23 protein-coding genes and 1 tRNA gene are annotated in these 24,692 nt (G+C 32.8%); 11 read left to right on the top strand and 13 right to left on the bottom strand.

Annotated features, from left to right (window positions below; all coding sequences use genetic code 11):
- Positions 1-52 precede the first annotated feature (52 nt).
- Together rpoN and M4I23_RS03920 are read left to right on the top strand one after the other, a co-directional pair.
- The gene (gene rpoN / locus M4I23_RS03925) at positions 53-1,510 is read left to right on the top strand and encodes an RNA polymerase factor sigma-54 (RefSeq protein ID WP_158847081.1); all 1,458 of its coding nucleotides are present in this window, start codon (positions 53-55) and stop codon (positions 1,508-1,510) included.
- Entirely contained in the window at positions 1,510-2,115 is a 606-nt protein-coding gene (locus tag M4I23_RS03920) for a hypothetical protein (protein WP_249753503.1), read from the top strand. Before rpoN ends, M4I23_RS03920 begins: the two co-directional genes overlap by 1 nt.
- Positions 2,116-2,121: 6 nt before the next feature.
- Here the strand turns inward: M4I23_RS03920 and M4I23_RS03915 are convergent, their stop codons facing one another.
- The 11 genes from M4I23_RS03915 to M4I23_RS03865 form a co-directional block, all read right to left on the bottom strand.
- Positions 2,122-2,517 carry a DUF3887 domain-containing protein gene (locus M4I23_RS03915; RefSeq protein ID WP_249753502.1) on the bottom strand — a complete coding sequence of 132 codons (396 nt, stop codon included), beginning with the start codon at positions 2,515-2,517 and terminating at the stop codon, positions 2,122-2,124.
- A 62-nt stretch (positions 2,518-2,579) separates the two neighbouring features.
- Positions 2,580-3,281, bottom strand: coding sequence for a porin family protein (locus tag M4I23_RS03910; protein WP_249753501.1), 702 nt, complete (start codon positions 3,279-3,281; stop codon positions 2,580-2,582).
- Between the two features lie 113 nt (positions 3,282-3,394).
- On the bottom strand, positions 3,395-3,871 hold the full coding sequence (locus M4I23_RS03905) for a biopolymer transporter ExbD (RefSeq protein WP_158847073.1): 477 nt from the start codon (positions 3,869-3,871) through the stop codon (positions 3,395-3,397).
- Between the two features lie 17 nt (positions 3,872-3,888).
- Entirely contained in the window at positions 3,889-4,479 is a 591-nt protein-coding gene (locus tag M4I23_RS03900; RefSeq protein ID WP_249753500.1) for a biopolymer transporter ExbD, read from the bottom strand.
- Positions 4,480-4,482: 3 nt separating this feature from the next.
- Positions 4,483-4,902, bottom strand: a complete 420-nt coding sequence (locus tag M4I23_RS03895) for a hypothetical protein (RefSeq protein ID WP_158847069.1) — start codon at positions 4,900-4,902, stop codon at positions 4,483-4,485.
- Between the two features lie 22 nt (positions 4,903-4,924).
- Entirely contained in the window at positions 4,925-5,701 is a 777-nt protein-coding gene (locus M4I23_RS03890; RefSeq protein ID WP_249753499.1) for a MotA/TolQ/ExbB proton channel family protein, read from the bottom strand.
- A 75-nt stretch (positions 5,702-5,776) separates the two neighbouring features.
- Positions 5,777-5,864, bottom strand: a tRNA-Ser gene (locus tag M4I23_RS03885).
- 73 nt (positions 5,865-5,937) lie between these two features.
- Positions 5,938-6,960 carry an asparaginase gene (locus M4I23_RS03880; protein WP_158847065.1) on the bottom strand — a complete coding sequence of 341 codons (1,023 nt, stop codon included), beginning with the start codon at positions 6,958-6,960 and terminating at the stop codon, positions 5,938-5,940.
- A 3-nt stretch (positions 6,961-6,963) separates the two neighbouring features.
- Complete coding sequence (locus M4I23_RS03875; protein ID WP_249753498.1) at positions 6,964-7,731, bottom strand: TatD family hydrolase; 768 nt, start codon at positions 7,729-7,731, stop codon at positions 6,964-6,966.
- Positions 7,732-7,856: 125 nt separating this feature from the next.
- Entirely contained in the window at positions 7,857-8,603 is a 747-nt protein-coding gene (locus M4I23_RS03870; protein ID WP_249753497.1) for a hypothetical protein, read from the bottom strand.
- Positions 8,604-8,608: 5 nt separating this feature from the next.
- Positions 8,609-9,190, bottom strand: a complete 582-nt coding sequence (locus tag M4I23_RS03865; RefSeq protein WP_249753496.1) for an RNA polymerase sigma factor — start codon at positions 9,188-9,190, stop codon at positions 8,609-8,611.
- Positions 9,191-9,323: 133 nt separating this feature from the next.
- Between M4I23_RS03865 and M4I23_RS03860 the strand changes: the two genes are divergently transcribed.
- The 5 genes from M4I23_RS03860 (at position 9,324) to M4I23_RS03840 (ending at position 16,313) form a co-directional block, all read left to right on the top strand.
- Complete coding sequence (locus M4I23_RS03860) at positions 9,324-10,298, top strand: hypothetical protein (protein WP_249753495.1); 975 nt, start codon at positions 9,324-9,326, stop codon at positions 10,296-10,298.
- Positions 10,299-10,660: 362 nt separating this feature from the next.
- Positions 10,661-12,616, top strand: coding sequence for a PKD domain-containing protein (locus tag M4I23_RS03855; RefSeq protein WP_249753494.1), 1,956 nt, complete (start codon positions 10,661-10,663; stop codon positions 12,614-12,616).
- 54 nt (positions 12,617-12,670) lie between these two features.
- A complete protein-coding gene (locus M4I23_RS03850) occupies positions 12,671-15,193 on the top strand; it encodes a CHAT domain-containing protein (protein WP_249753493.1) in 2,523 nt (840 codons plus the stop codon).
- Positions 15,190-15,633, top strand: coding sequence for a TIGR02281 family clan AA aspartic protease (locus tag M4I23_RS03845; protein WP_158847038.1), 444 nt, complete (start codon positions 15,190-15,192; stop codon positions 15,631-15,633). Before M4I23_RS03850 ends, M4I23_RS03845 begins: the two co-directional genes overlap by 4 nt.
- Before the next feature lie 50 nt (positions 15,634-15,683).
- Positions 15,684-16,313, top strand: coding sequence for a response regulator transcription factor (locus M4I23_RS03840; protein ID WP_249753492.1), 630 nt, complete (start codon positions 15,684-15,686; stop codon positions 16,311-16,313).
- A gap of 594 nt (positions 16,314-16,907) precedes the next feature.
- Here the strand turns inward: M4I23_RS03840 and odhB are convergent.
- On the bottom strand, positions 16,908-18,113 hold the full coding sequence (gene odhB, locus M4I23_RS03835; protein ID WP_158847034.1) for a 2-oxoglutarate dehydrogenase complex dihydrolipoyllysine-residue succinyltransferase: 1,206 nt from the start codon (positions 18,111-18,113) through the stop codon (positions 16,908-16,910).
- A 41-nt stretch (positions 18,114-18,154) separates the two neighbouring features.
- Positions 18,155-20,893: a 2-oxoglutarate dehydrogenase E1 component gene (locus M4I23_RS03830; RefSeq protein WP_249753491.1), complete on the bottom strand. Its 2,739-nt coding sequence runs from the start codon at positions 20,891-20,893 to the stop codon at positions 18,155-18,157.
- 157 nt (positions 20,894-21,050) lie between these two features.
- On the opposite strand from M4I23_RS03830, the gene M4I23_RS03825 reads away from it, so the two are divergent.
- The 4 genes from M4I23_RS03825 to M4I23_RS03810 all read left to right on the top strand — a co-directional run bounded on the left by M4I23_RS03825 (position 21,051) and on the right by M4I23_RS03810 (position 24,688).
- Positions 21,051-21,581 (top strand): alpha-ketoglutarate decarboxylase, encoded by a 531-nt coding sequence (locus M4I23_RS03825; RefSeq protein WP_249753490.1) that lies wholly within the window; start codon positions 21,051-21,053, stop codon positions 21,579-21,581.
- Between the two features lie 150 nt (positions 21,582-21,731).
- Positions 21,732-23,180, top strand: coding sequence for a copper-containing nitrite reductase (nirK, locus tag M4I23_RS03820; protein WP_249753489.1), 1,449 nt, complete (start codon positions 21,732-21,734; stop codon positions 23,178-23,180).
- An 11-nt stretch (positions 23,181-23,191) separates the two neighbouring features.
- Positions 23,192-23,965 carry a formylglycine-generating enzyme family protein gene (locus M4I23_RS03815; RefSeq protein ID WP_158847028.1) on the top strand — a complete coding sequence of 258 codons (774 nt, stop codon included), beginning with the start codon at positions 23,192-23,194 and terminating at the stop codon, positions 23,963-23,965.
- 6 nt (positions 23,966-23,971) lie between these two features.
- Positions 23,972-24,688 (top strand): SCO family protein, encoded by a 717-nt coding sequence (locus M4I23_RS03810; RefSeq protein ID WP_249753488.1) that lies wholly within the window; start codon positions 23,972-23,974, stop codon positions 24,686-24,688.
- Positions 24,689-24,692: the final 4 nt, after the last annotated feature.

Genomic DNA, 24,692 nt, shown 5'->3' with positions numbered 1-24,692 from the left:
TATTTATTCCTAATCATTATATTTAGTTGGCCATTCAACCTTAATTCAAATCATGCTTAAGCAATATCTACAATTTAAACTATCGCAAAAACTGTCGCCGCAGCAAATTCAGTTAATGAAACTGATCCAGTTGCCTACGCAGGCTTTTGAACAACGTTTAAAACAAGAATTAGAAGAAAACCCAGCATTAGAAGGCGGTAAAGAAGAAAACGACAGTGATTACGATTCTGATTTAGACAATTCAGACGATCTTGGAGATAGCGAAACAATAAATACTGAAGACATTAATGTTGATGAGTATTTAAGTGACGATGAAATTCCAGATTACCGGATGCAAGCTAATAATTATAGCGCTGATGATGAAGAAAAAACAATGCCTTACGCAGCTGGAACATCATTTACACAGCATTTAATAACTCAATTAAACACTTACAGGCTATCGGAAGAAGAGCGAGATATCGCAGAATTTCTAGTAGGAAGTGTTGATGAAAGTGGATATATACGTCGTGAGCTAAGCGATATTATGGACGATTTAGCCTTTACTCAAAACGTATATACAGAAGAAGAACGTATCGAAAAGGTTTTAAAAATTGTGCATCAATTAGATCCAGCAGGTGTTGGAGCTCGTAACCTTCAAGAATGTTTAAGCATTCAATTACATAGAAAAAATAAAACAGCCGATACTCAATTGGCTATAGATATTATAGATTCGGCTTTCGATCAATTCACAAAAAAGCACTACAAAAAGTTGCTTCAAAAATTTAGCATTTCCGAAGATCAACTTAAAGATGCTATAAAAGAAATTGAACACTTAAACCCAAAACCAGGTGGTTCCTATGCAGGGAACAACCGAATTGTTGAGCACGTAGTTCCAGATTTTGCTATAAAAATTGTAGATGGCGAATTAGAATTAACCCTAAATGGCCGTAATGCTCCAGAACTACATGTTTCTAGAGAGTATAACAACATGCTAAAAGGCTACAAGGAAGCTACCGATAAATCAAAATCCCAAAAAGATGCCGTTGTTTTTATTAAACAAAAATTAGATGCAGCCAAATGGTTTATTGAAGCGATAAAACAACGCCAACAAACCTTATTTGTAACGATGAGTTCAATTATGCATTACCAAAGTGAATACTTTTTAACAGGTGATGAGCGTAATTTAAAACCGATGATTCTTAAAGACATCGCCGATGAGATTTCGATGGATGTTTCTACGGTTTCTCGTGTGGCAAACAGTAAATATGTCGATACGCCTTATGGTACAAAATTGATTAAAGAATTCTTTTCTGAATCAATGAAAAACGATCAAGGTGAAGATGTTTCTACTAGAGAAATAAAGAAAATTTTAGAAACGGTTATTGAAGAAGAAAATAAGAAAAAACCGTTAACAGATGAAACTTTAGCTTCAATTTTAAAAGAAAAAGGTTATCCAATTGCACGCAGAACAGTTGCTAAATATAGAGAGCAACTTGATATTCCTGTAGCTAGATTACGTAAAAAAATATAATGGATAAACTGCTTAGAAGTATTTCATATATCTTCCACCCTTTATTAATACCAATAGCTGGTGTATCGTTCTATTATTATATTTCACCGCGCTTTGTGGCTGAAGAAATTGTTCAAGCCAAGCTAATTTCATTATTTATCCTTACGGTAATATTGCCCATTTTAACATTTTTCTTATTAAAAACATTAGGCAAAACACATACTATTCATTTAAAAACCACTAGAGAGCGCGTATATCCATTGGCATTAAATTGCTTCATACTTATTCTGGTTATAAAACGTATAATAACAGCGTCTCAATCTCTAGAATTGTATTACTTTTTTATCGGAATATTAATCTCTAATATGGTGTGTTTAACGCTGGCTATTTTTAAATTCAAAGTAAGTATACACATGATCGCTATATCTGGCTTATTTATGTTCTTTATAGCCCTTGGCGTACAGTTTAGTGTAAATATTTCTGGAACACTCGCCTTTATGGCTTTCGCAATGGGTGCGGTGGCAACATCTAGATTACATTTAAATGCTCACACCTCTCGAGAATTAATTTTCGGATTCTTTGTTGGATTAATTCCGCAGTTAGTTTTGGTTAATTTTTGGATGTAACTTTCTTTACAAAGCATCTTTCCATGGAATTACGAAAAAACCTGCCAGTTTTCCGTTAGTATCTAAAACCGCCCTCACTTCCACATCAGAACCAAGTTTAAAACCTCCTTTAAACCTATAGATTTCATATCTTCCATTTGTATCCTTGATCACCATAGAATGAAATTTCAAAGATTCATAATGCCCTAAAAGGTCTTTAATTTGCAGATAAGTTTCTTTTTGAAGCTTTTCATCAAGTTCACTTATCATTTTAGGACTTGCTTCATCTGTTGATAACGGATAGAAACCACCAGATTTTTGAGATTTTAAAATATTATCTGATAAATGCTCAACAAACTCAAATTTATCCGGATCAACATTCAAAACATTGTTTTTAGCCGTTTTATCTTGGCAATTAAGCATTAGAATGATTCCTAAAATATCGATAAAACAATTAAGCTTCTTTATATGGGTTTCTTAAAAAATTATAAAATGTAAAACATTAACCCAACCCTAATAGCATGCATATCCATGCTTTCTCCACTAAGCTTAGCATCTTTGGAAAAAACAGGATTTAAGGCATAATACAAATGTAAATTCCACGTGTTATAACCTGCACTTATGGTTAAACCATATTGCAACTTGTTAAAATCTGAAATATTAGTGTATTTAAAGCTCCCTAAGTCACCATCATACTTTGTGGTGTTCGCTAACATGTAACTGAACTTAAAACCCGCATAAATACGCCAAAACTCATAACTGGTAGCTGTAGATGTTCTCCATCTAAACTCCAAAGGTATTTCTACAAAGTGTCGCGAAAATTTATTTTTTGTATACGTATCAGAATCAAGAACACTATAGCTAATTAATCCATCATCATCTTTTTGAATCAATAAATTTTGAACGTAAGAATTTGCAGAAAGACCAATTCCAAAACCTATAGCCTTATTTCTTGCCGTGTTAATTGGCATATCTTTTATAAACCCCAAATGAATACCACTAGAAAACCCACTTTGTGATACATCATCTGGTCTTAAACCAAGTAAGTTATAAGTTACTCCTAAATAGAACTGATCTTCTCTATAATTATTATCTACATCAATAGTAGGATTATCACCTTCTTGTGAAAAACACAGATAAGCGTTAGAACAAAACAGCAGAACAAGTAGTAGTCTTATTTTTATCATTCTAGATAACGTTTAGTATTGTATTATAAATTACCAACAAATAATTTATAAAATAGTAAAAGGCGTTTTGATTACATCAAAACGCCTTTTACTATAAAATTAAGAGTGTAATATTAATTTCTTCCAACAACACTACCCTTTTTAGTGGTATAGTTTATTTTAAGAGCATTAACTTTACGTAATTCTTGTTTAATATCACCAATTAATCCCATATTAGCATTACTATCAACTTTTAAAGCTGTAGTTAAAAATGGAATTAACTCCTCTCTTTTAGAGGCGCGCTCTGCATTAATAAACGCAGCGATCTCAGAAACATCAGCAAACTTGTCGTTCAATTGAATTCTCGACTCATTTCCATATTGCTTGTAGTTTTCACTTGGTTTACCTGCATAAATGTACATTACCAAATCCTTTTTATCAAGTTTTTCAACCTGATCAGCAAAAGGTAAATTATTTTCAATCATTAAGGTGTTTTGCCTCATTACTGTGGCTACCATGAAAAAGAATAATAACATAAATACAATATCTGGTAAAGACGCCGTATTAACTGCTGGCATATCGCCACTTTTTTTCTTTTTAAATTTAGACATATTTAATGAATGTTAAATTATTTTTGTACTTCTGAGAGTTTTTGAGGATATTCAGATTTAATCTGATCTATCTTCTTTTTTAACTCTGCTTTATTCCCTGGCCAATTAACATCCTTTGAATTGGCTTCCATTTCAACGAAAGACATACCGAATAGGCCTTGGGCTCTCTTGTTTCTTAAATCGTTATAAGCTGCTACTAATTCATTTTGTACAGCAATATACGTTTTGTAAGTGGTCTCTCTATCATTTGCTAAAGAAATGATGGCTTTATCAGGATTATCAGATGAATCAGGATCTTTTTTTCCTGTACAATAATCACAAGATTTGTCACCGCCATTATCTAAAAAAGCAATGGCTGCTTTACGTAAATCTTTAAGCTTCATTGGTTCATCTTCAACCAATAAATCATCATTCTTATTTACAATAACTGTAAAAATATTTTTTTGCTTAATAACAGGTGGATCTGTTTGTTCTTCCATTGGAGGCAGTTTTCTGTTAATACCAGAATCTGTTTCAATAGTTGTTGTTACTAAGAAAAATATTAATAATAAGAAAGCAATGTCGGCCATTGAGCCTGCATTAACTTCTGGTGCTGCTCTTTTTGCCATAATTTATTTATTAAATATTTTTTTCACACCACCGTATAGCATTGATCCAATTGCTATAACTGCTAAAACGTAAAAAGCATATAAACCTGCTCCTACATTTTTAGAAATACTTTCGGTAATACCAAGACCTTTATCATTAAATGGTTGTAAGTCTAAATCGGTACCCGATGACATGGCATAAGTTATAAAAATAACTGCTAAAAAGGCTCCTACAGTCATCAAAGTTTTTTTGATATCTCCTGTAACTAATCCTTTCAAAACAAATATTAAAACTAACGCTATTACTAATCCTAGTACAGCGTACGTAACATATAGTATGTTATCAATCATAGCGTCTGACCCCGTCATGATCATCAGCGCAAAGATAGAGCCAAGAATCGCGAGAGCAAAAGCTACGATTTTTATTATTTTGTGAGTATTCATAATTTTTTCAGATTTTAAATTATTACTTTTTGTGTCTAATCAATAGATCCATTAACGTGATAGAAGCATCTTCCATGTCGTTAACAATACTATCAATTTTAGCAATAATATAATTGTAAAAAATTTGAAGAATAATAGCTACTACAAGACCAAATACTGTTGTTAAAAGTGCTACTTTAATACCACCTGCAACAAGAGAAGGTTGCATATCACCAGCTGCTTCAATTTTATCAAAGGCTTGAATCATACCAATTACCGTACCCATGAAACCAAGCATTGGTGCAAGAGCGATAAATAATGAAATCCAAGAAACATTTTTCTCTAATTGTCCCATTTGAACACCACCGTAAGCTACAACAGCTTTTTCAACAGCTTCAATACCTTCATCATTTCTATCTAAACCTTGATAGTAAATAGATGCGATAGGTCCTTTAGTGTTTCTACAAACTTCTTTTGCAGCATCAACACCACCAGAGGAAAGTGCATCTTCAACAGATTGCGTTAATTTTTTTGTGTTTGTAGTTGATAAGTTTAAAAAGATAATTCTCTCAATAGCGATTGCTAATCCAAGAATTAGACATAATAGTACAATACCCATAAAACCTGGACCACCTTCAATAAAACGTTTTTTCAAATCTTGATGAAATCCAACATCTGCTACAGGAGCTTCATCATCTTGAGTTAAAGTAGTAGTAGTTACAGTCGTTACAGCTGTACTTGTGTTTGCAATTGTTGTTGCATTTGCAGTTCCGAATGCCATCATTACTGTAATGGCAAGGATAGAAAATAATCTTTTCATGTTCTAAATCTTAATTTTATTAGTTAAAGTGTTAAAGATATAAAAAAAAAGCAATTAAAAATAAAAAAATTTAAGCAGAGAGGAAGGGATTCGAACCCTCGATACCCTTTTGAGGTATACACACTTTCCAGGCGTGCGCCTTCGACCACTCGGCCACCTCTCTTTTTTTAACAGCTTTTATTCTAGGGCTCAAATAACAAAAAAAACTCCGAACGCTAAAATTTTAACAGTTAATTTTAAGTCAATTCTCCTATTAAAGATGTTTCATAGGTGGTTTTGAAGCTTTTAGCCTCAATGTTTTTCCCTAATAAATACATTAACTTGGCTATTGCAGCCTCTGTTGTTATGTCTTTCCCGGAGATTACACCTACTTTTTTTAACATATCACTGGTCTCATAGTGCCCCATCATGACACTTCCGCCAGAACATTGCGTAATATTGATGATATGTATGCCTTTTTCAATGGTTTCTTTTAGCATATTTATGAACCACATTTCGGTAGTACAATTTCCAGAACCATAGGTTTCCAAAATAACCGCTTTTAAATTTGGAGTGTTAAAAATATTTTTTAATACAACTTTAGAAATACCTGGATAAAGTTTAATAAGAGCAATATCTTCATCTAATTTTTTATGAACATGAAGTTTTTTACTTCCGTTAGGTTTAAATAAATATTTATGCTTTATTTTTAAATGAACACCAGATTCTGCTAAATCTGGATAATTGAATGAAGCAAACGCCTGAAAATGCTCTGCATTAATCTTCGTTGTCCTATTGGCGCGATATAATTTATATTCAAAATACAAACAAACTTCTTGCACCACTGGTTTTCCTTCGTCTTGTAAAGACGCCACTTGGATTGATGTAATTAAATTTTCTTTAGCATCGGTTCGTAAATCTCCAATTGGTAATTGCGAGCCTGTAAATATTACTGGTTTTGCTAGATTCTCGAGCATAAAACTTAAAGCAGATGCTGTATAGCTCATAGTATCACTACCATGAAGCACAACAAAACCATCAAAATCATTATACTTTTCCTCAATAACCTCAACCATTTGCACCCAATATTTGGGATCCATGTTACTAGAATCAATGGGCTTTTTAAATGAAAAAGTTTCAATATTACAATCCAACAACTGTAATTCTGGAATTCGTTTTATAATATTTTTAAAATTGAACACTTTTAGCGCTCCCGTTTTAAAATCTTTCACCATACCAATGGTACCGCCAGTATATATAAGGAGTATTTTTGGTTTCATATATTAAATTTTAAAAATAGCTTTTGAATTTGCTGTTGTGATTTCGGCTAGTTTTTCTTCGGAAACATTATATATACCAGATAGTTTTTCTAACACCTTTAATATATAAGCACTTTCATTACGTTTTCCACGGAATGGTACTGGCGCTAAATAAGGAGCATCGGTTTCCAAAACAATGTGTTTTAAATCTATTTCATTTAAAAATTGATCTATTTTTCCGTTCTTAAAAGTTGATACCCCACCAATACCTAATTTCATATTATAAGAAATCGCTTGGTGAGCTTGCTCTAAACTTCCGGTAAAACAATGGAAAACTCCAAATAAATCATCCCCTTTTTCACTTTCTAAAACCTCGAAAACTTCACTGAAAGCTTCTCTACAATGAATAACTATGGGTAGTTTATATTTTTTTGCCAACTGTATCTGATGTTTAAATGCAGCTTTTTGAATCTCTAATGTTGATTTATCCCAATATAAATCGATACCAATTTCGCCAACAGCATAAAATTTATGATTAGCGAGCATATGTTCTACATGCTCTAACTCGTCTTTATAATTATCTTTTACATGTGTTGGATGCAAACCAGACATTAAAAACATATTTTCGGGATAATCTTTTTCTAATTGAAACATAGCTTCCGTGTATGTAGAATCTATCGCTGGAATAAAAAAACGAGTAACACCTTGCTCAATGGCTCGAGAAATCATTTCGTCTCTATCTTCATCAAAGGCTTCACTATATAAATGAGTGTGTGTATCTGTAATAATCATTCGGTAAAAATAATGAAGTATTTAAATTTGTCGAGGTATTTAGCAATTAGATTAATAAAAAAGACCTGCAAAGCAATAAACTTAACAGGTCTTTATTTCTATAATTTACTTTTTTAGCGTTATTGTTAATCCAATTTATTTAATAATTTCTGTGCCCGCTCATAATCATCAGCATCTTCAGGAATCGTTTTCAAAATATCAACACAAACCAATTCATCATTTTGTTTCAGTTTACTTAAAGCTAAATACCAAATAGCTTTGTTTTTATATACTGAATTTCCGTTGGCTATATCCGTTAATAAATCGTCTGCTTTTTCATAATTATCCAACTCTATATTGCTAATAGCACTGTAAAGATTAAACTCTACATTATTTTGATCTATTTGAATTAATTGAGCGAAAGCCATTTCCGCGGAAGCGAAATCTCTAGAATTAAATGCGCTTTCGGCTGTTTTTAAAAGGTCATCATTCTCCCCTCTAACCGTTAAACTTACGGCATCGTAATTATTAAAATCACTGTACGATGGACTCGAAAACTGGCTAAAAGTAAAAACACCAAACATTAAAATCACGCAAGCTGCAATAGCATATTTATAAAATGTAAAGGATTTTCCGTTGCTTTTCTCTTCCGTAACAACCATTTTTTCTTTAAAATATTTACTTGAAATAGTATTTAAATTTTCTTTAAAAGCTACCGATTCGGTTTCGTTCCCATATTTATCACTTAAATAATGAGATAGATTTTTATAAGTCTGGAACGCTTCCGCGAAAGCGCTATTGGTATTTAATTTATTTTCAAAAACTTTGGCTTCTGTTTCCGTAAGGTTTCCGAAAAGGTAATCTTCAAATTGAATATAATCTTGCTCTTCCATGATGGTTAATTTTTAAATTGGTTAAATTTAGGCGACTCGCGAACCAACTCGGTTAGTTTGCCAATACACAGTGATTTCTTTTTGCGTGCATAAGCATAGGTTACATTTAAACTTGCAGCAACTTCTTCCATTGATTTTATTTTGAAAGTTGCTTTCAACAAATCTTGACATGCGTTACCTAATTTTTCGAACATTTCGGCAAATAAAGCTTGTTTTTCACCAAATACCGAAGTTTCGAACGCTAGTTCTTGAGCCTCATCTCCTTTAGATAACACTTCCTCATTAATTGTTACCTCTTTATTGGAAGATTTTTTTAAAACATTCAACCACTTTCTTTTACATAACAAGAAGAAGTAAGCATCGAAAGGGCAGGTTAATTGCAAATTCTTTTCGCTTGCTTGGTTGTAAATGGTTATTAGAGTGTCTTGTATAACATCCTGAGCTTGGTCAATATTACCACTATTCTGTTTAATGTAATTAATCACTTTCGGCACAAACTTATCATAGATGGCTTGTATAATAAAACTATTGTTTTTTAATAAACCATCGATATATTTCTGGTCTTCGTGTATTTTTTTTTCACCCATTAACCCTTGTATTTGCAACTAATGTAAAAAAACTTTCAAATAAAAGGGTAACAAATTTAAAATGGTTTTGATATAAAGGTGTAACAGTCAAAATGGCAAACAAATTTAAAACAGAAATTAACAACAATAAATTATGAAAAATTTAAAACACATTTTAGGAACTCTATTTGTAACGGCAATTCTTTTTACAAGTTGTGATGAAAAAAATGACGACGTAGATATTATTGTTCGTGCAACAGCCGATGAGTATAATAATTTACAAGATGAAGCTCTAGAAGGCTTAACACAAAATTTCCTGTTTAACGCGGAAGATGGATGGATTACATTAACCTCCGAAAACGGCGTATCTATATCGCTTAACGGAGATTGCTTAACTTTAAATGGAAACGCTATTACTGGCCAAGTCGATTTAGAGTTCGTAGAACTTTTTGATAAAGGAAACATGCTTGTAACAAACAAACCCACCATGGGCTTTACACCAGATGGAGATAAAGCATTGCTTTTAACGGGCGGTGAGTTTTTTATAAATGCAACACAAAATGGCATTAATTTAGAACTGGGATGCAATATGCAATTAGGAATCCCTACCAATTTAACTGGTGGAGCTGATAACGATATGACTCTATGGGAAGGCACTATTGACGAAAATGGAGATCTTGCATGGGAAGAAGACGACAAAGATAACCCTGCCCAACGTGGTGTTTTTGCAGAAGGTAACGAATATTATGCTTTTCTAGGTGATTTTGGATGGTCTAACGTAGATCGTTTTTACAATGATCCTCGTGAAAAAACAACTATTTTAGTTGGTGTTCCGGAAGGTTACGACAAAACAAACTGTTCCGTGTTTTTATCTTACGATGGTGAAGACTCTGGCTTAGCAAACTTAGATACTTATAATGTAGATTCTGGTTTATTTAGCGAGCATTACGGTCAAATCCCAATAGGATTAGAATGTCATGTAATTTTTGTAACCGAAGAAGCTGGCGATTGGAAATACGCTGTACAAGCTGCAACTATAGTAGAAAACGGCATAATTACAATTACAGATAACGAAACATCTATTGTTACCCAAGCACAACTTACATCAATAATAAACGCATTACCATAAACCTTTTTTTGCCCCACTTTTCTCTCCTAAAATTTAAAGCGAGTTAAGTTTAACCTAAATTTTAACCCAGAAACTTTTTGTTTCTGGGTTTTTAATTTCAAAAAAAGTTTAAAAAACAGGGTAACAAAATGTATTCCAGGTTGATATATTAATATGAAGAAGAACGTGTTTTTAAAAATATTAATCGTTTGCATTATAGTAATAATATGGGCAAACCTAGCCATGATATACATGCACTTTTTTAAATAAACGAAAAACATGGCAATTAATTAGTAGACCTCACATAGAATTGAAGCATCAAAATATTTTTTCGTCTTCAAAACATTCTCTTTTGTATATTTATAAACTAACTAAACGGTTCTATGAAAAAATACCTCACCCTTTTTCTAACTTTAACTTTACCTTTATTTATTTTTGGACAAGCACCAATTAACGATACCATTACTAGAACCGCAACAATTAAAACAAACATAGTAGGTAATTCGGTTTTGTTAACTCCAGAAACACCAGCTTTAAATCAAATAGCAGGTGCACCCAAAGCATTTTACACCCATTACTGGGAAATGGGAGACGGCAGCTATAGCAAAGAAGCAACACCAAAGCACACTTACAAACAGAAAGGTGAATATGAAATAAAATTATGGGCAACCAATAATTACGACACCGGGAAACCACCAACTACTCGCCCTAAAAAAATAAAGATTAATTCCGTTACCGATGATTATCTAGATGAAGCATCTATGGAAGACGATTTCACTCTTAAACGAAATCGCGAACCTGTTCCAGAAGAAGAAATTGTAACCATTTTAAGTTACAAAAACATTAAAAACTACACGACCAACGGGAAAATCTATCTGTTTTTTAATGAATTGAAATATAAAGCCAATAATTTTGAATTAACAGATACTAGATTCCATCACAATGAAAAAAGCGTTTTAACCGGTGCTTTTGCTTCAACCCAAAACATTGAAAACAACAATACGTATTTAGCGTCCTTAAATGATGAAGCCACAAATTTCAGGAATATATCACAAGATACTACCATAAAAACAAATTTACCTTTAACCCTATCCCAAGCCCAAGCGATGTACAAAAACTGGCGCGTTTTAGAGTTCGACAACATGGAACCTGAAGAAGAACGTAATATTTTTTTCAGTTTAAAAACCACTCCAGAAATGGTTAAAGATACTAGTGCCATAATTTCTGTTCGTGGTATTTATGTGCCAGATGCCAATTACGATAACCACAAAGTAAAAGATATGGAAATGGAAATTGTAACCTCGCACGATCCTAATAAAATGTCGTCTAACGGGACATTTATGAATTATCGCCTTGTCCGTTTTAAAACTTTAAAGTATAAAATTAAGTTTCAAAACAACGGTGAAGGCCCTGCAAATACCATCCGTTTAGAAACCGATATTCCAGAAATGTTAGATAAATCGACTTTAAAAGTTGTCGATATGTACCCTAAATGCGACATATGCCCCAAACGAGATGTTCTCTATAGTTGTCTAGATACAACATTCACAAAAACCCAAGCTATTTTCACCTTTAAAAACATCTATTTACCTGGCAGCGAACAGAAAAACGTAAAAGAATACGATTCCACAAAAGGTTTTGTAAAATACAGCATAAAGTTTGCTAAAGATTTTCATAAAGTAAAAACCAAAAGTAGAACCGCAATTATTTTTGATAAAAACGACCCTATAATTACTAATTATTCTACAACTCGATTTTTACCAGGAATTTCTATTGGAGCAAAAATGGGTTATAACTCATTTTCCGATTTACGAAATTCCGAAAGTTATTTTATTGGTGCTACTCTATCTCCATATAAATCGTACAGATTATATTGGCAGATTGAACTTATGAATAATTTTCATAATTATGATAGCAACATAGATGTGATTGAAGAATTTGTAGATGATGCCGCACAAGGTTTTAGGTATTTACAACGTACAACTACCCAAACCACATACAAAAACATAGATTGGGATGTTCCCGTTTTATTACGCTATAATTTAAATAACTTTATAGGTATAGGAGCAGGTTTACAAAACACTATCTCTTTAAGTGAAAAAAGTACACAAAATACATTTACAGAACAGTTTGAAGGCGACGCAATAGAAAAAAATCTTTTTAATTCTTTTGAAGAAAGCAGCAGCACCAGCGAATCCTTCACCAATTTACGCACTGGGTTGTTATTTGAAGCTACAGCTGGTTTTGCCAGAATAGGCCCTAGTTTAGGCGCAAGATTCATCATGAATTTTGAAGAAGACTTCAACTATTGGCAATTTTATGCTATTTGGAAATTTTAAGTTTAATAATCCATAAAATCTATTAGGTTCTAAATTATTGTTGTAAAACATAAAATGAAAAAACATTACTTTCTTCTTTTTTTTATCACCGCATTTAGTTTCGCCCAAAACTTAGAAGAAACTATTTATTTGGCCGCGGAATCTTTTATTGGAAATCAAAATAGCACCTCGCTTCAGGTTTTAGACAAAAAAGAAAGTGCTTTTAAAAATGAAGTAACATCTAAAGATGAGCAGCTCGCTTTGGTGTTTCTACAAACACATAAAGCCTTTTATTTATTCGAACAATCTAAATTAACAAAAGCGATTAACACTTATGAAGATGCTCTAATCCGTTTTAATGATAACCAGCTTTCAAAAATTTCAGATTTCGATATTATAGAAAATTGTTTAAACCCGCTAGGTACTTTATACACAAAAACAGGCGATTTTACCAATGCGCTAAACACTATAAATCAATATATATATTTAGCTGAAAAAACTAAAAACACAGCACATCAAGTAAGTGGTGTTATTAATCTAGCTAAATTATATTTCACTTTAGGAAGGCATAAAACGGCAATAGAAACTATAGATGACGGTTTAAAAATTAAAAATATTTCTGAAATTCAAAAAGTACATTTACTTCAAATAAAAACAGAAAACTTAACCGTTTTAAATCAATTCAACCAGACCTCAAACTCTAAAAACATAAGAAGTAATTATTTATTTCATTTAAAAAACAAAGATTTTCCAAAAGCCTTAGACTCTTTTTATTCCTATAAAAATATTCAATTAAAAAATAACATTACAAAACGTGAAGAAGCCCAACTCTTTACTGAAGAGGCTCAACTTTATTTTCTTTTGAAACAACCAAAAAAAGCTTTATCGTTTTTACAATCGGCAATAAAAACGTTATTACCACAATTTAAAAACAGCGGATTGCCAAGTAAAAATGAACTATACGCCGACAATAAATTTATGGATATTTTCGATTTGTATGCCGAAATAGAAACGAACCCTGAATTAGCATTACGGAGCTTGGATCTTAGTTTTTACGTTTCTAATTTATTACAAAGTAGCTGGACCTCTCAAGAAACCAAAATTTTAAACGAAACGAATAACAGAATACGAAGTGAAAAATGTATCGATATTCTTTTTGATACTTATCGTGAAACTCAAAATAAATCGGTTTTAAAAACGGCGCTTCAATATGCAGAAAACAGTAAATCTTCAGTTTTAAAAACCTTATTTTCAAAAAAAACACGCTTACAACGTTTCCCAAACAATAGTTTACTAATTAAAGAATTCAGCCTCTTAAAAAAACAAGAACAACTTACTAGTTTATTGATTAAAGAAGGTTTGGGTTCTTCTAAAATTAACACTTTAAGCATACAACTTAGCGCAATTAGTATGCAACTGAAAGCCTTAAAAAAAAGGATTTCTAAAAAATTTCCAGACAAGGAATCTTCCATTAATTACAATATTCTCAACGCGAAATTATTAAAAGATGATACTGTTTTAACCGAATATTTTTATGGCAAAAACAGTATTTACCAATTTATTATTTCAAGTCAAGACATAAGCATCAACCGAATTGATTTTACTTCAGAAATAAAAAGACAAATTTCAGATTTTATTAATCTTTTTAATGCGCCTTCAACCATTAATAATGATATATCAAATTATACAGAACAGGGTTTTAGAATTTATAAATTATTAGGTTTTAATATGCTTTCATCTTTTAAGAATGTCATCATTATTCCCGATGGTTTACTAAGTTTTATACCTTTTGAAGCTTTACTAACGGAAGAAACAAAAACAGCATCTTACGCCAAAATGCCTTTTGTTATCAAAAAGCATAACATTATTTATAATAGCAGTATTGCTCTATATTTAAATGAAACTAAAAAGAGAAGTAACAACAATGTTTTAGGTTTTTTTCCTGTTTTTGAAAACACAAATCAAACTTTAACGTATTCCGTTAACGAGGCAAAAGCGATTGAGAAACATATGCCCTCAAAACTTTTTATGCGAGCAGAAGCTACCAAAAACAACTTTTTTAAAAATGCTTCAAAATATGATATTATTCATTTATCAACCCATGCTAGCAGTGGCGATTTTGTAAAACCATCAAATCTATCATTTTTTGATAATACACTGTTTTTAAATGAACTCTATAGCCTAGATTTGAGTCCAAAACTAGTTGTTTTAAGCGCCTGCGAAACGGGCGTTGGTAAATTATACAGAGGCGAAGGCGCTATGAGCGTAGCGCGAGGGTTTCAATATGCTGGCGCACAAAACATATTGTTTTCACTTTGGCAAATTAACGATTTATCGACTGCACAAATCATGGAATCATTTTACGAAAGCTACAACACATCCCAATCGGCTAATATAGCCAATCATGCTTCTAAGATAAGTTATATTGAAAATGAATCGATTAGCAATTCTAAAAAATCGCCTTACTACTGGAGCGCTTTTGTTTACTATGGAGAACTTACGGAACCGAAAACAAAAAACTTAGTAATTTATATTTGCATTGGGATACTAATTGCGCTGTTTATAGTATTTTTAGCATTGAAATTAAAAACTAAATGACAACAAACCTTCAAGAGTTCCTAATAAACAAGGGTTACACCAAAGTAAAGCTTCATTTAACAAAAACAAATCATTTTGAAATAAAAGCTACTATTAATGGAAAAAAAGGCTTGTTTATTTTAGATACAGGAGCATCTAGTTCTTGCGTTGGGTTTGAAGGGATTGAAACGTTTAATCTCAATGCCGAAGATTCTTTAATAAAAGCTGCTGGTGCTGGAGCCACAGATATGGACACCAAAATGTCTAAAAAAAATAAAGTCAAAATTGGAAAATGGAGTCACAATAAAGTAGTGCTCGTTTTATTTAATTTATCTCATGTAAACACAGCCCTTATAAACCATAACTCAAAGCCTGTAGATGGTATAATTGGTGCCGACATTTTGAAAAAAGCTAAGGGCATTATTGATTATGAAAAGAAATACTTGTATTTGAAGCTATAATCGTTTAAATTAGACGCAATAGCAATTAATACCTTCCTAGCAACTAGTCAATGAATACAACTATAGTAATAGCTGATGATCATCCGTTAATGCTACGCGGTCTTACCGATTTTTTAACATCCAAAGGGTTTAATATCATTGGAAGTGCTGAAGATGGCAACACTGCCTATAACTTAATTGTAAAATTAGAACCCGAAATTGCTATTCTAGATATTAGAATGCCACATAAAACAGGTTTAGAAATTGCTGAGACTTGTAAAAAGCACCGTTTACCAACAAAAATAATACTTATTACTTTTGATAAAGAAGAAGAAGTTTACGACCAAGCCATTGAAGCTGGGGTTTACGGGTACATTTTAAAGGAATTTGCTGTTGAAGAAATAGAAAATTGTATTGAACATGTGTTAGAGGGAAAACCTTATTTTAGCGAAGAGATTGCATCGTATCTAGATCATAATAACAATACAAAACCGAAAAAGTTAGAGCTATTAACAAAATCTGAATTCAAAATAGTGCGTCTTATTTCAGAAAGTAAAACTAGCCATACCATTGCCAAAGAATTATCTATTTCCGTTAGAACTGTAGATAAACACCGTAGTAACATAGTTTCTAAATTAAATTTAGATAAAAAACCAACTTCTCTAGCCATCTGGGCTACCGTAAATAAAGCATTTTTATAAATATAAGTAGAAGTGCGTATTTTTTCTTACGGGAATAACTTATATCTTTACAGTGCTATTAATTAGTTCTTAGGGAGAATTAAAAAAAGACTCTAAATTGTAATGATTTAGAGTCTTTTACATTTTAAAATTACACTATTCACTTATAAAACATGTAAATCACAAATTTTTATAAAGTGAAATAACTTTTACTCTACCACATCAAAATATATTTGGTTCTAGATAATAATAATAATTTAGATACGAATGATTCTGTTTCATAACTAAAAAAACAGCTCGATTATAAAAATACGTACATAAACTTATTTTTTTAAAACTACAAGCAACATACCTTTACAATGCTATTATTTAGCAAAGCCACATAAGTTAAACTACTAAAAATTTAAACAAATGCTAAAAGAACAAATCATGGAAGAGAAGAGGAATCCTTTGAATAAATTTGTGTTAATTGTTGTTTTTATTTTAGTTATCGTAATGATATCCTTTAACTTATATATAATGTTTTAGGCTCTCTCATTATACGTCTAAACCAAAAAAAAAGGGTGTTTCATAAATTATGAAACACCCTTTTTTTACTACTATATTAAATATTACTTAAAGCTCTAAAGCTTTTCTAACATCGTTATTCATTAATAATTCTATCGGGTTTTCTAAAGCCTCTTTTACAGCAACTAAGAATCCTACACTTTCCTTACCATCAATAATTCTATGATCATAAGATAATGCTACATACATTATTGGACGAATTACAACCTGACCATCAATAGCAACCGGACGCTCTACAATGTTGTGCATTCCTAAAATCCCACTTTGTGGTGGATTAATAATTGGCGTAGATAACATACTACCAAAAACACCTCCGTTTGTTATAGTGAATGTTCCACCCGTCATTTCATCAACAGTAATTTGACCATCTCTTGCGCGAAGTGCCAAACGTTTTACTTCCGACTCTACACCTCTAAAAGATAAGTTTTCAGCATTACGAATTACTGGTACCATTAATCCTTTTGGACCCGATACAGCAATACTAATATCACAAAAATCGTATGATAACATTTCTTTACCATCCATCATTGAATTCACTGATGGATACATTTCTAGCGCTCTAACAACTGCTAAAGTAAAGAAACTCATAAACCCTAAACCAACACCATGTTTAGTTTTAAAGGTCTCTTTATATTCTGAACGTAACGCAAAAATAGGCGACATATCAACCTCATTAAATGTGGTTAACATCGCTGTTGTATTTTTCACCTCAACTAAACGTTCGGCTACTTTTCTACGTAACATAGACATTTTACTTCTGGAAGTACCACGGCTACCACCAGTTGGAGTTCCCATAGAAGGTACTGCTTTTACGGCATCGTCTTTAGTAATTCGGCCTGCTTTACCCGTACCTGAAATAGATGAGGCAGCAATTCCTTTTTCAGCTAAAACTTTTTTAGCGGCAGGACTTGCAGAACCTGTAGCATACGTTTTTGCTTCAGCTACTTTTGGCGCTTCTGCTTTTGGTGCTTCCACTTTAACTTCTGCTTTTGGCGCTTCTCCACCTGCTGGTTTTTCTGCACTTGTATCAATTAAACAAACTACAGCTCCAACTTCAACAGCATCACCTTCTTCCGCTTTAAGCGTAATAATACCACTTGCTTCTGCTGGTAATTCTAAGGTTGCTTTATCACTATCAACTTCGGCAATAGCTTGGTCTTTTTCAACGTAATCGCCATCTTCAACTAACCAAGTCGCTATTTCTACTTCTGTGATAGATTCGCCTGGTGAAGGCACTTTCATTTCTAAAATCATTCTTTATAATTTTAATTGTATATGAATTTTATTCTTTTTATTTAATTTGCAAAAACCTCATCGATTACACGACGTTGTCTGCGTTTATCTCTAGTATTAGATCCTGGTGCCGGTACAGAATTGTAAGGACGTGCTGCTACTTCTAACTTCACTAAATCCATACGTTGTGCCATGTGCATCCAAGCCCCCATGTTTTTAGGTTCTTCTTGCGCCCAAGTGTAACTTTCAACATTTGGATATTTATCAATAACACTTTGTATTTTTTCTAAATGAAGCGGGAATAACTGTTCTATTCGCACTAATGCAACATCCTCTCTTCCTAGTTCTTCTCTTTCAGCTAATAAATCGTAATAAAATTTACCTGTACAGAATACTAATTTCTTAACATTTGTTGGGTTAATAGTATCGTCGATAACTTCTTGAAATTCTCCTGATGCTAAATCTTTTATACTAGAAACTGCTTTTGGATGACGTAATAAACTTTTTGGAGTGAAAACAATTAAGGGTTTTCTATAATTACGTTTCATTTGGCGACGTAACAAGTGGAACATGTTCCCTGGTGTTGTACAATCGGCAACCGTCATATTATCTTCACCACATAATTGTAGGTAACGTTCTATTCTTGCTGATGAATGTTCGGAACCTTGCCCCTCATATCCATGAGGTAATAAAACTACAATTCCATTTTGAGATTTCCATTTATCTTCAGCTGCTGATAAATATTGATCGAATATAATTTGAGCTCCATTACTAAAATCTCCAAATTGGGCTTCCCAAATGGTTAATGTATTTGGGTTTGCCATGGCATAACCATAATCGAAACCAAGTACACCATATTCTGATAAAAAGGAATTATAAATATCCATTTTACCTTTACTCTCTGGATTGATATTTAATAAATTAATACGTTCTTCTGAAATTTCGTCACGTAAAATAGCATGACGGTGGCTAAATGTTCCACGCTCAACATCTTGCCCAGAGATACGCACATTAAAACCTTCTTCAAGCAAACTTCCGTATGCTAACGTTTCTCCCATTCCCCAATCGAGTGTATCGGTTTCAAAAACCATTTTTTCTCGACCTTTAAGAATTTTTTCCGCTTTGCGTAAAAACTTAACACCTGCTGGAACTGTAGAAACTACTTTAGAAATAGCTTCTAATCTTTCTTTAGGAAAAGTAGTATCCTCTTGTTTCAACATAGAATCTATACCTTGACGTTCAAAATCTCCCCAACGTTCTTGCATAAACTCGCGAACTACAGATGACTTTGCTTTTTTAGCCTTAGTATATTCTCCTTCTAAAGTTTCTTTAAAGTCTGAAATAATATTATCAACATATGCTTGATCAACAGTTTTTTCAGCTATTAATTTATCGGCATAAATTTTAAATGGATTCGAATGCTTCGCTATTTCTTTATATAATTTTGGCTGCGTAAATCGAGGCTCATCACCTTCATTATGCCCATATTTTCTATAACCTAATAAATCGATGTATACATCTTTTTTGTATCGCATTCTGTATTCCAATGCCATTTCAACAGCATGAACAACAGCTTCAGCATCATCTGCATTTACGTGTAACACGGGTGACAATGTTACTTTAGCCACATCTGTACAATACGTACTAGATCGTGCATCTAAATAATTGGTTGTAAATCCTATTTGGTTATTTACAACAATATGTACAGTTCCGCCTGTTTTATATCCAGCTAACTGGCTCATTTGTGCAACCTCATAAACTATACCTTGACCTGCGATTGCAGCATCCCCATGTACTATTATAGGTAATATTTTAGAATCGTCACCATCATAATCCGCATCAATTTTTGCTCGTGTAATCCCTTCGGCTACAGGTGCAACAGTTTCTAAATGCGATGGATTCGGAACCAAGTTCATCTTAAGGGTTTTACCGTTTTGATAAGTTTTATCAAGCGTTAAACCCAAGTGATATTTAACATCACCATCAATATCCATATCTTCAAAATCTTTACCATCAAACTCGCTAAAAAGTTCATGCAAAGGTTTTCTGAAAATATTGATAAGTGTATTTAAACGACCACGGTGTGCCATACCTAATACACATTCTTTAACGCCGTATTTTTTAACAGCATAAAAAAGCACATTACTCAAGGCAGGAATTAAAGACTCTCCTCCCTCTAAAGAAAAACGTTTTTGCCCAACATATTTAGTTTGCAAAAAGTTTTCGAAAGTAACCGCATGATTTAATTTTGAAAGAATATATTTTTTAGTATCAGCAGAAAAATTTGGCTGATTATCATTTGCATTAAGTTGTTCTTGCCACCAAGCAATAACTTCTGGGTTACGCAAATACATATATTCTACACCAATAGAATGACAATATATTTTATCGAGGTGTACAATAATTTCGCGAAGCGTTTTTGTACCAATACCCAAAATTTCTCCTGCAGTAAAAACGGTATCTAAATCGTTTGCGCTAAGTCCGAAATTAGAGATTTCTAATGTTGGTGAATATGTACGACGATCACGTACCGGATTTGTTTTGGTAAACAAGTGTCCTCGCATTCTGTAGCCATCAATAAGCCTTACAATTTGAAATTCTTTTTGTAACTGTTCTGGCACTTCTGCAGAAATATTTTCTACACTATCACCTTCTAATCCGTAGTTTTCACTACCGAAATCATAGCCTTGAAAAAAGGCTCTCCAACTCGGCTCCACCGAATCTGGGTTTTGTAAATATTGATCGTATAAGTCAGCAAAATATGCTGTGTGTGCTGTATTTAAAAATGAAAATTTATCCATTGCTATTCTTAATCCCTTTGTAGGTTAGTCAAAATATTCCTCAAAAATACAACTTTTAGTAAAATTAGAGGTTTCTTTAACTATATTTATGCAAATAATCTACATTTCACGAATATACACGTCATTACTGTTAAATTACTAATCATTTCTTATTCTTATGAAACTTTTTTTCCCAATAAACAAAGCACTTACTGTTTTTTTAATCTTTTTTATTTCTATGATTAACCAATCCTATTCGCAAAATTTTAAAAGTGATTTCTGGGAACATGTAAGATATGGTGGTGGTATTGGTTTAAATTTTGGTGACGAATTCTTTAGTGGCACTTTAGCTCCAAATGCAGTTTACGAATTTAACAAATCATTTTCATTAGGCTTAGGGATTAATGGTACATACAACAGTCAGAAAAATATTTATAAATCAACTATTTTAGGAGGGAGTTTAATTGGTTACTATAATCCAATAAACGAAATTCAGATATCGGCCGAATTTGAAGAACTCAACGTAAATCGCCGATATAACGTAAACTTAAATCGACCGAACGAAAACTACTGGATTCCTGCTTTATATTTTGGTGCAGGTTATCGTAATGGCAATGTTACTTTTGGTATTCGCTATGATGTATTATATGATACGGACAAAAGCATATATTCTCAAGCCTGGGCGCCCTTTGTTCGGTTTTACTTCTAAATACAGCACACATAACACTAGAAAACAGTCGTTTAATTATAAAACTGATTTTTGTCATATTTTATAATTACGGTTAGCATTATTTTTGAAATCTTAATTAGGATAAAATTGTCTTAATTAATGAAAACTAATTAAAATCACTAAAAACTAATGAGACAATCACACTTATTATGCAGCTTAACATTTTTAAGCACCTTATTATTAACATCTTGCTTTGATTCTAAAGAAAAGGAATACCAAAGCACTGCAGACATTCCTGTAAGCAGAGAAATGATGGCAGAATTAACATCTCCACCAAATGTACCAACTCCTATCGGGCGGCGTAAAGCAAAAAAACTTATCGTAAAAATGGAGATTCTTGAAAAAGAAGGAGAAATGACAGATGGTGTAAAATACATGTACTGGACATTTGGAGGAACTGTACCTGGTAGTTTTATAAGAACTAGAGTTGGTGATGAAGTGGAATTTCACTTACAAAACCACCCAGACAACAAACTACCCCACAATATAGATATGCATGCAGTAACGGGACCTGGTGGAGGAGCAGAATCTTCTTTTGTAGCTCCTGGACACGAAAAAACATTCAGTTTTAAAACGTTAAACCCTGGCTTATATGTTTACCACTGTGCTACTGCTCCTGTTGGAATGCATATTGCGAATGGTATGTATGGTTTAATTTTAGTAGAGCCAGAAGGCGGCTTACCTCCCGTAGATAAAGAATATTACATTATGCAAGGTGATTTTTACACCAAAGGTGCCAACGGTGAACGTGGTTTACAACCTTTTGATATGCAAAAAGCAGTAAATGAAACAGCCGATTATGTTGTTTTTAACGGAAAAGTAGGCGCACTAACAGGCGACAATGCATTAACAGCCAAAGTGGGCGAAACGGTAAGACTATTTGTTGGAAATGGTGGTCCAGGATTAGTATCTTCTTTTCATGTTATTGGTGAAATATTCGACAGAGTACATATTGAAGGAGGCGAACAAATAAACAAAAATGTACAAACTACTTTAATTCCAGCCGGTGGAGCCGCCATGGTAGAACTTAAAGTAGAAGTACCTGGAACTTTTATTATTGTTGATCACTCTATTTTTAGAGCATTCAACAAAGGAGCCTTAGGGATGCTTAAAGTTGAAGGCGAACTCGACAAGAAGATTTACTCTGGAGAAATACGTGATGATATTTATTTACCAGAAGGTCCTGGAATTCAAAACATGCCAACAACAGATGAAATTATAGCTTCTGAAGTTCCAGCAAAATCTTTCGACGAACAAATGGAATTTGGCAAACAAGCCTATATGCAAACCTGCTTTGCTTGTCACCAAGCAGAAGGTCAAGGTATTCCAAATGCGTTTCCTCCTTTAGCAAAATCCGATTATTTAAACGCCGATGTAGATCGCGCTATCGGTATTGTACTTCATGGAAAAACAGGAGAACTTACAGTTAATGGTGAAAAATATAACAGCGTAATGACACGCCAAATGTTATCTTCAGATGAAATTGCAAATGTGTTAACCTACGTATATAACAGCTGGGGCAACTCTAAAAAAGTAATTACAAAAGCCATGGTAGAAAAAGTAAAAAACAGTAACTAATAAGTAATATTATGAAAAACCTAGCCTTTAGATTATTGTTTGTTTTGTTGGTTACCCAAACATGTGCTTTTAGCCAATCTAAAGGTATGGTTTATATTGAAGGCAGTAGATACCTTCCTTTATATGGTAGAGATTCAACTGTTGTAGAAGTTAAAGATTTCGAAATGGACGTTTACCCTGTTACCAACGCAGAATATCTAAATTTTATAAAAGAACATCCAAAATGGCAAAAATCTAAAATCCTAAAATTATTTTCAGATAAAAGTTATTTAGCGAATTGGAAATCGGATTTAGAATTAAAACCATCTGAAAACCTAAATAGCCCGGCAACTTATATTTCATGGTACGCCGCCAAAGCCTATTGTGAATGCCAAGACAAACGATTACCCACCATAGATGAATGGGAATACGCAGCAATGGCAGACGAAACCACAAAGGATGCTCGCGTTAAACCATCCTTCAATAAAAAAATACTAGCTTGGTATGAAGCGCCACACTCCAATGAAAACACCATTGGATTACGCCCTAAAAACGTATGGGGCATTTACGATCTACATGGCTTAGTTTGGGAATGGACATTAGATTTTAATTCCGTTTTAATTTCTGGTGAATCGCGAAAAGACGGAGACAAAGATTCCAATTTATTCTGTGGAAGCGCCTCTTTAAACGCAACCGACTTAATGAACTATGCTGCATTTATGCGTTACGCCATACGCGGAAGTTTAAAAGCTAAATACTCAATGAAAAACTTAGGATTTCGTTGCGTAAAACCTATAAAAAAATAAACTTATATGAAACCTTTAAAATACATCCTTATATTATTTGTTTCAGGTTTGCTGTTACAAAACTGTAATTCTGATAAAAAGAAAAACATTGAAACATCACAAGTTTTTCAATGCCCAATGAAATGCGAAGGCAACAAAACTTATAACGCTCCAGGAAATTGTACTGTTTGTAAAATGGATTTAATATCCATTAATGCAACACCAGAAAAACTTTTAAGTGATAATGAAATTTCCGATACATCGATATTCAATTTAACCTCGCTTTGGCAAACTGAAGAAAACAAAACGATTGAATTGAAAGAATTAAAAGGAAAAACTTTAGTTATGGTAATGATTTACACCTCGTGTAAAGCAGCTTGCCCTAGACTAGTTGCCGATATGCGAAATATTGAAGCACAAATTCCTGATGAAAAAATAAAAGATATTCAATTTGTTTTAATAAGTATAGACCCATTAACCGACACACCAAAACGTTTAAAATCTTTTGCCATAGAAAATGTTATGGACGGCGAACAGTGGATGTTTCTTCAAGGAACAGAAAGTGGAGTTCGTGAATTTGCGAATGTACTATCTATGAAATACAAAGAAATTTCTCCTATAGATTTTTCTCACTCCAATATTATAAGTGTATTTAATCCAGCAGGCGAATTAATACACCAACAAGAAGGTTTAGGTGTTGACAATAAAGAAACTATTGAAACCATTTTAAAAACGGTTAAATAACAAG

The sequence above is a fragment of the Algibacter sp. L4_22 genome, assembly GCF_023473045.1.
In the GTDB taxonomy this organism is placed as follows: domain Bacteria; phylum Bacteroidota; class Bacteroidia; order Flavobacteriales; family Flavobacteriaceae; genus Algibacter.
The sequence above is the reverse complement of the archived record's forward strand: the minus strand, read 5'-3'. Positions and strand labels throughout refer to the sequence as shown.

Coding starts and splice junctions, on each gene's coding strand:
- rpoN (WP_158847081.1), top strand. CDS start 53: ATGCTTAAGCAATATCTACAATTTAAACTATCGCAAAAACTGTCGCCG.
- M4I23_RS03920 (WP_249753503.1), top strand. CDS start 1,510: ATGGATAAACTGCTTAGAAGTATTTCATATATCTTCCACCCTTTATTA.
- M4I23_RS03915 (WP_249753502.1), bottom strand. CDS start 2,517: ATGCTTAATTGCCAAGATAAAACGGCTAAAAACAATGTTTTGAATGTT.
- M4I23_RS03910 (WP_249753501.1), bottom strand. CDS start 3,281: ATGATAAAAATAAGACTACTACTTGTTCTGCTGTTTTGTTCTAACGCT.
- M4I23_RS03905 (WP_158847073.1), bottom strand. CDS start 3,871: ATGTCTAAATTTAAAAAGAAAAAAAGTGGCGATATGCCAGCAGTTAAT.
- M4I23_RS03900 (WP_249753500.1), bottom strand. CDS start 4,479: ATGGCAAAAAGAGCAGCACCAGAAGTTAATGCAGGCTCAATGGCCGAC.
- M4I23_RS03895 (WP_158847069.1), bottom strand. CDS start 4,902: ATGAATACTCACAAAATAATAAAAATCGTAGCTTTTGCTCTCGCGATT.
- M4I23_RS03890 (WP_249753499.1), bottom strand. CDS start 5,701: ATGAAAAGATTATTTTCTATCCTTGCCATTACAGTAATGATGGCATTC.
- M4I23_RS03880 (WP_158847065.1), bottom strand. CDS start 6,960: ATGAAACCAAAAATACTCCTTATATATACTGGCGGTACCATTGGTATG.
- M4I23_RS03875 (WP_249753498.1), bottom strand. CDS start 7,731: ATGATTATTACAGATACACACACTCATTTATATAGTGAAGCCTTTGAT.
- M4I23_RS03870 (WP_249753497.1), bottom strand. CDS start 8,603: ATGGAAGAGCAAGATTATATTCAATTTGAAGATTACCTTTTCGGAAAC.
- M4I23_RS03865 (WP_249753496.1), bottom strand. CDS start 9,190: ATGGGTGAAAAAAAAATACACGAAGACCAGAAATATATCGATGGTTTA.
- M4I23_RS03860 (WP_249753495.1), top strand. CDS start 9,324: ATGAAAAATTTAAAACACATTTTAGGAACTCTATTTGTAACGGCAATT.
- M4I23_RS03855 (WP_249753494.1), top strand. CDS start 10,661: ATGAAAAAATACCTCACCCTTTTTCTAACTTTAACTTTACCTTTATTT.
- M4I23_RS03850 (WP_249753493.1), top strand. CDS start 12,671: ATGAAAAAACATTACTTTCTTCTTTTTTTTATCACCGCATTTAGTTTC.
- M4I23_RS03845 (WP_158847038.1), top strand. CDS start 15,190: ATGACAACAAACCTTCAAGAGTTCCTAATAAACAAGGGTTACACCAAA.
- M4I23_RS03840 (WP_249753492.1), top strand. CDS start 15,684: ATGAATACAACTATAGTAATAGCTGATGATCATCCGTTAATGCTACGC.
- odhB (WP_158847034.1), bottom strand. CDS start 18,113: ATGATTTTAGAAATGAAAGTGCCTTCACCAGGCGAATCTATCACAGAA.
- M4I23_RS03830 (WP_249753491.1), bottom strand. CDS start 20,893: ATGGATAAATTTTCATTTTTAAATACAGCACACACAGCATATTTTGCT.
- M4I23_RS03825 (WP_249753490.1), top strand. CDS start 21,051: ATGAAACTTTTTTTCCCAATAAACAAAGCACTTACTGTTTTTTTAATC.
- nirK (WP_249753489.1), top strand. CDS start 21,732: ATGAGACAATCACACTTATTATGCAGCTTAACATTTTTAAGCACCTTA.
- M4I23_RS03815 (WP_158847028.1), top strand. CDS start 23,192: ATGAAAAACCTAGCCTTTAGATTATTGTTTGTTTTGTTGGTTACCCAA.
- M4I23_RS03810 (WP_249753488.1), top strand. CDS start 23,972: ATGAAACCTTTAAAATACATCCTTATATTATTTGTTTCAGGTTTGCTG.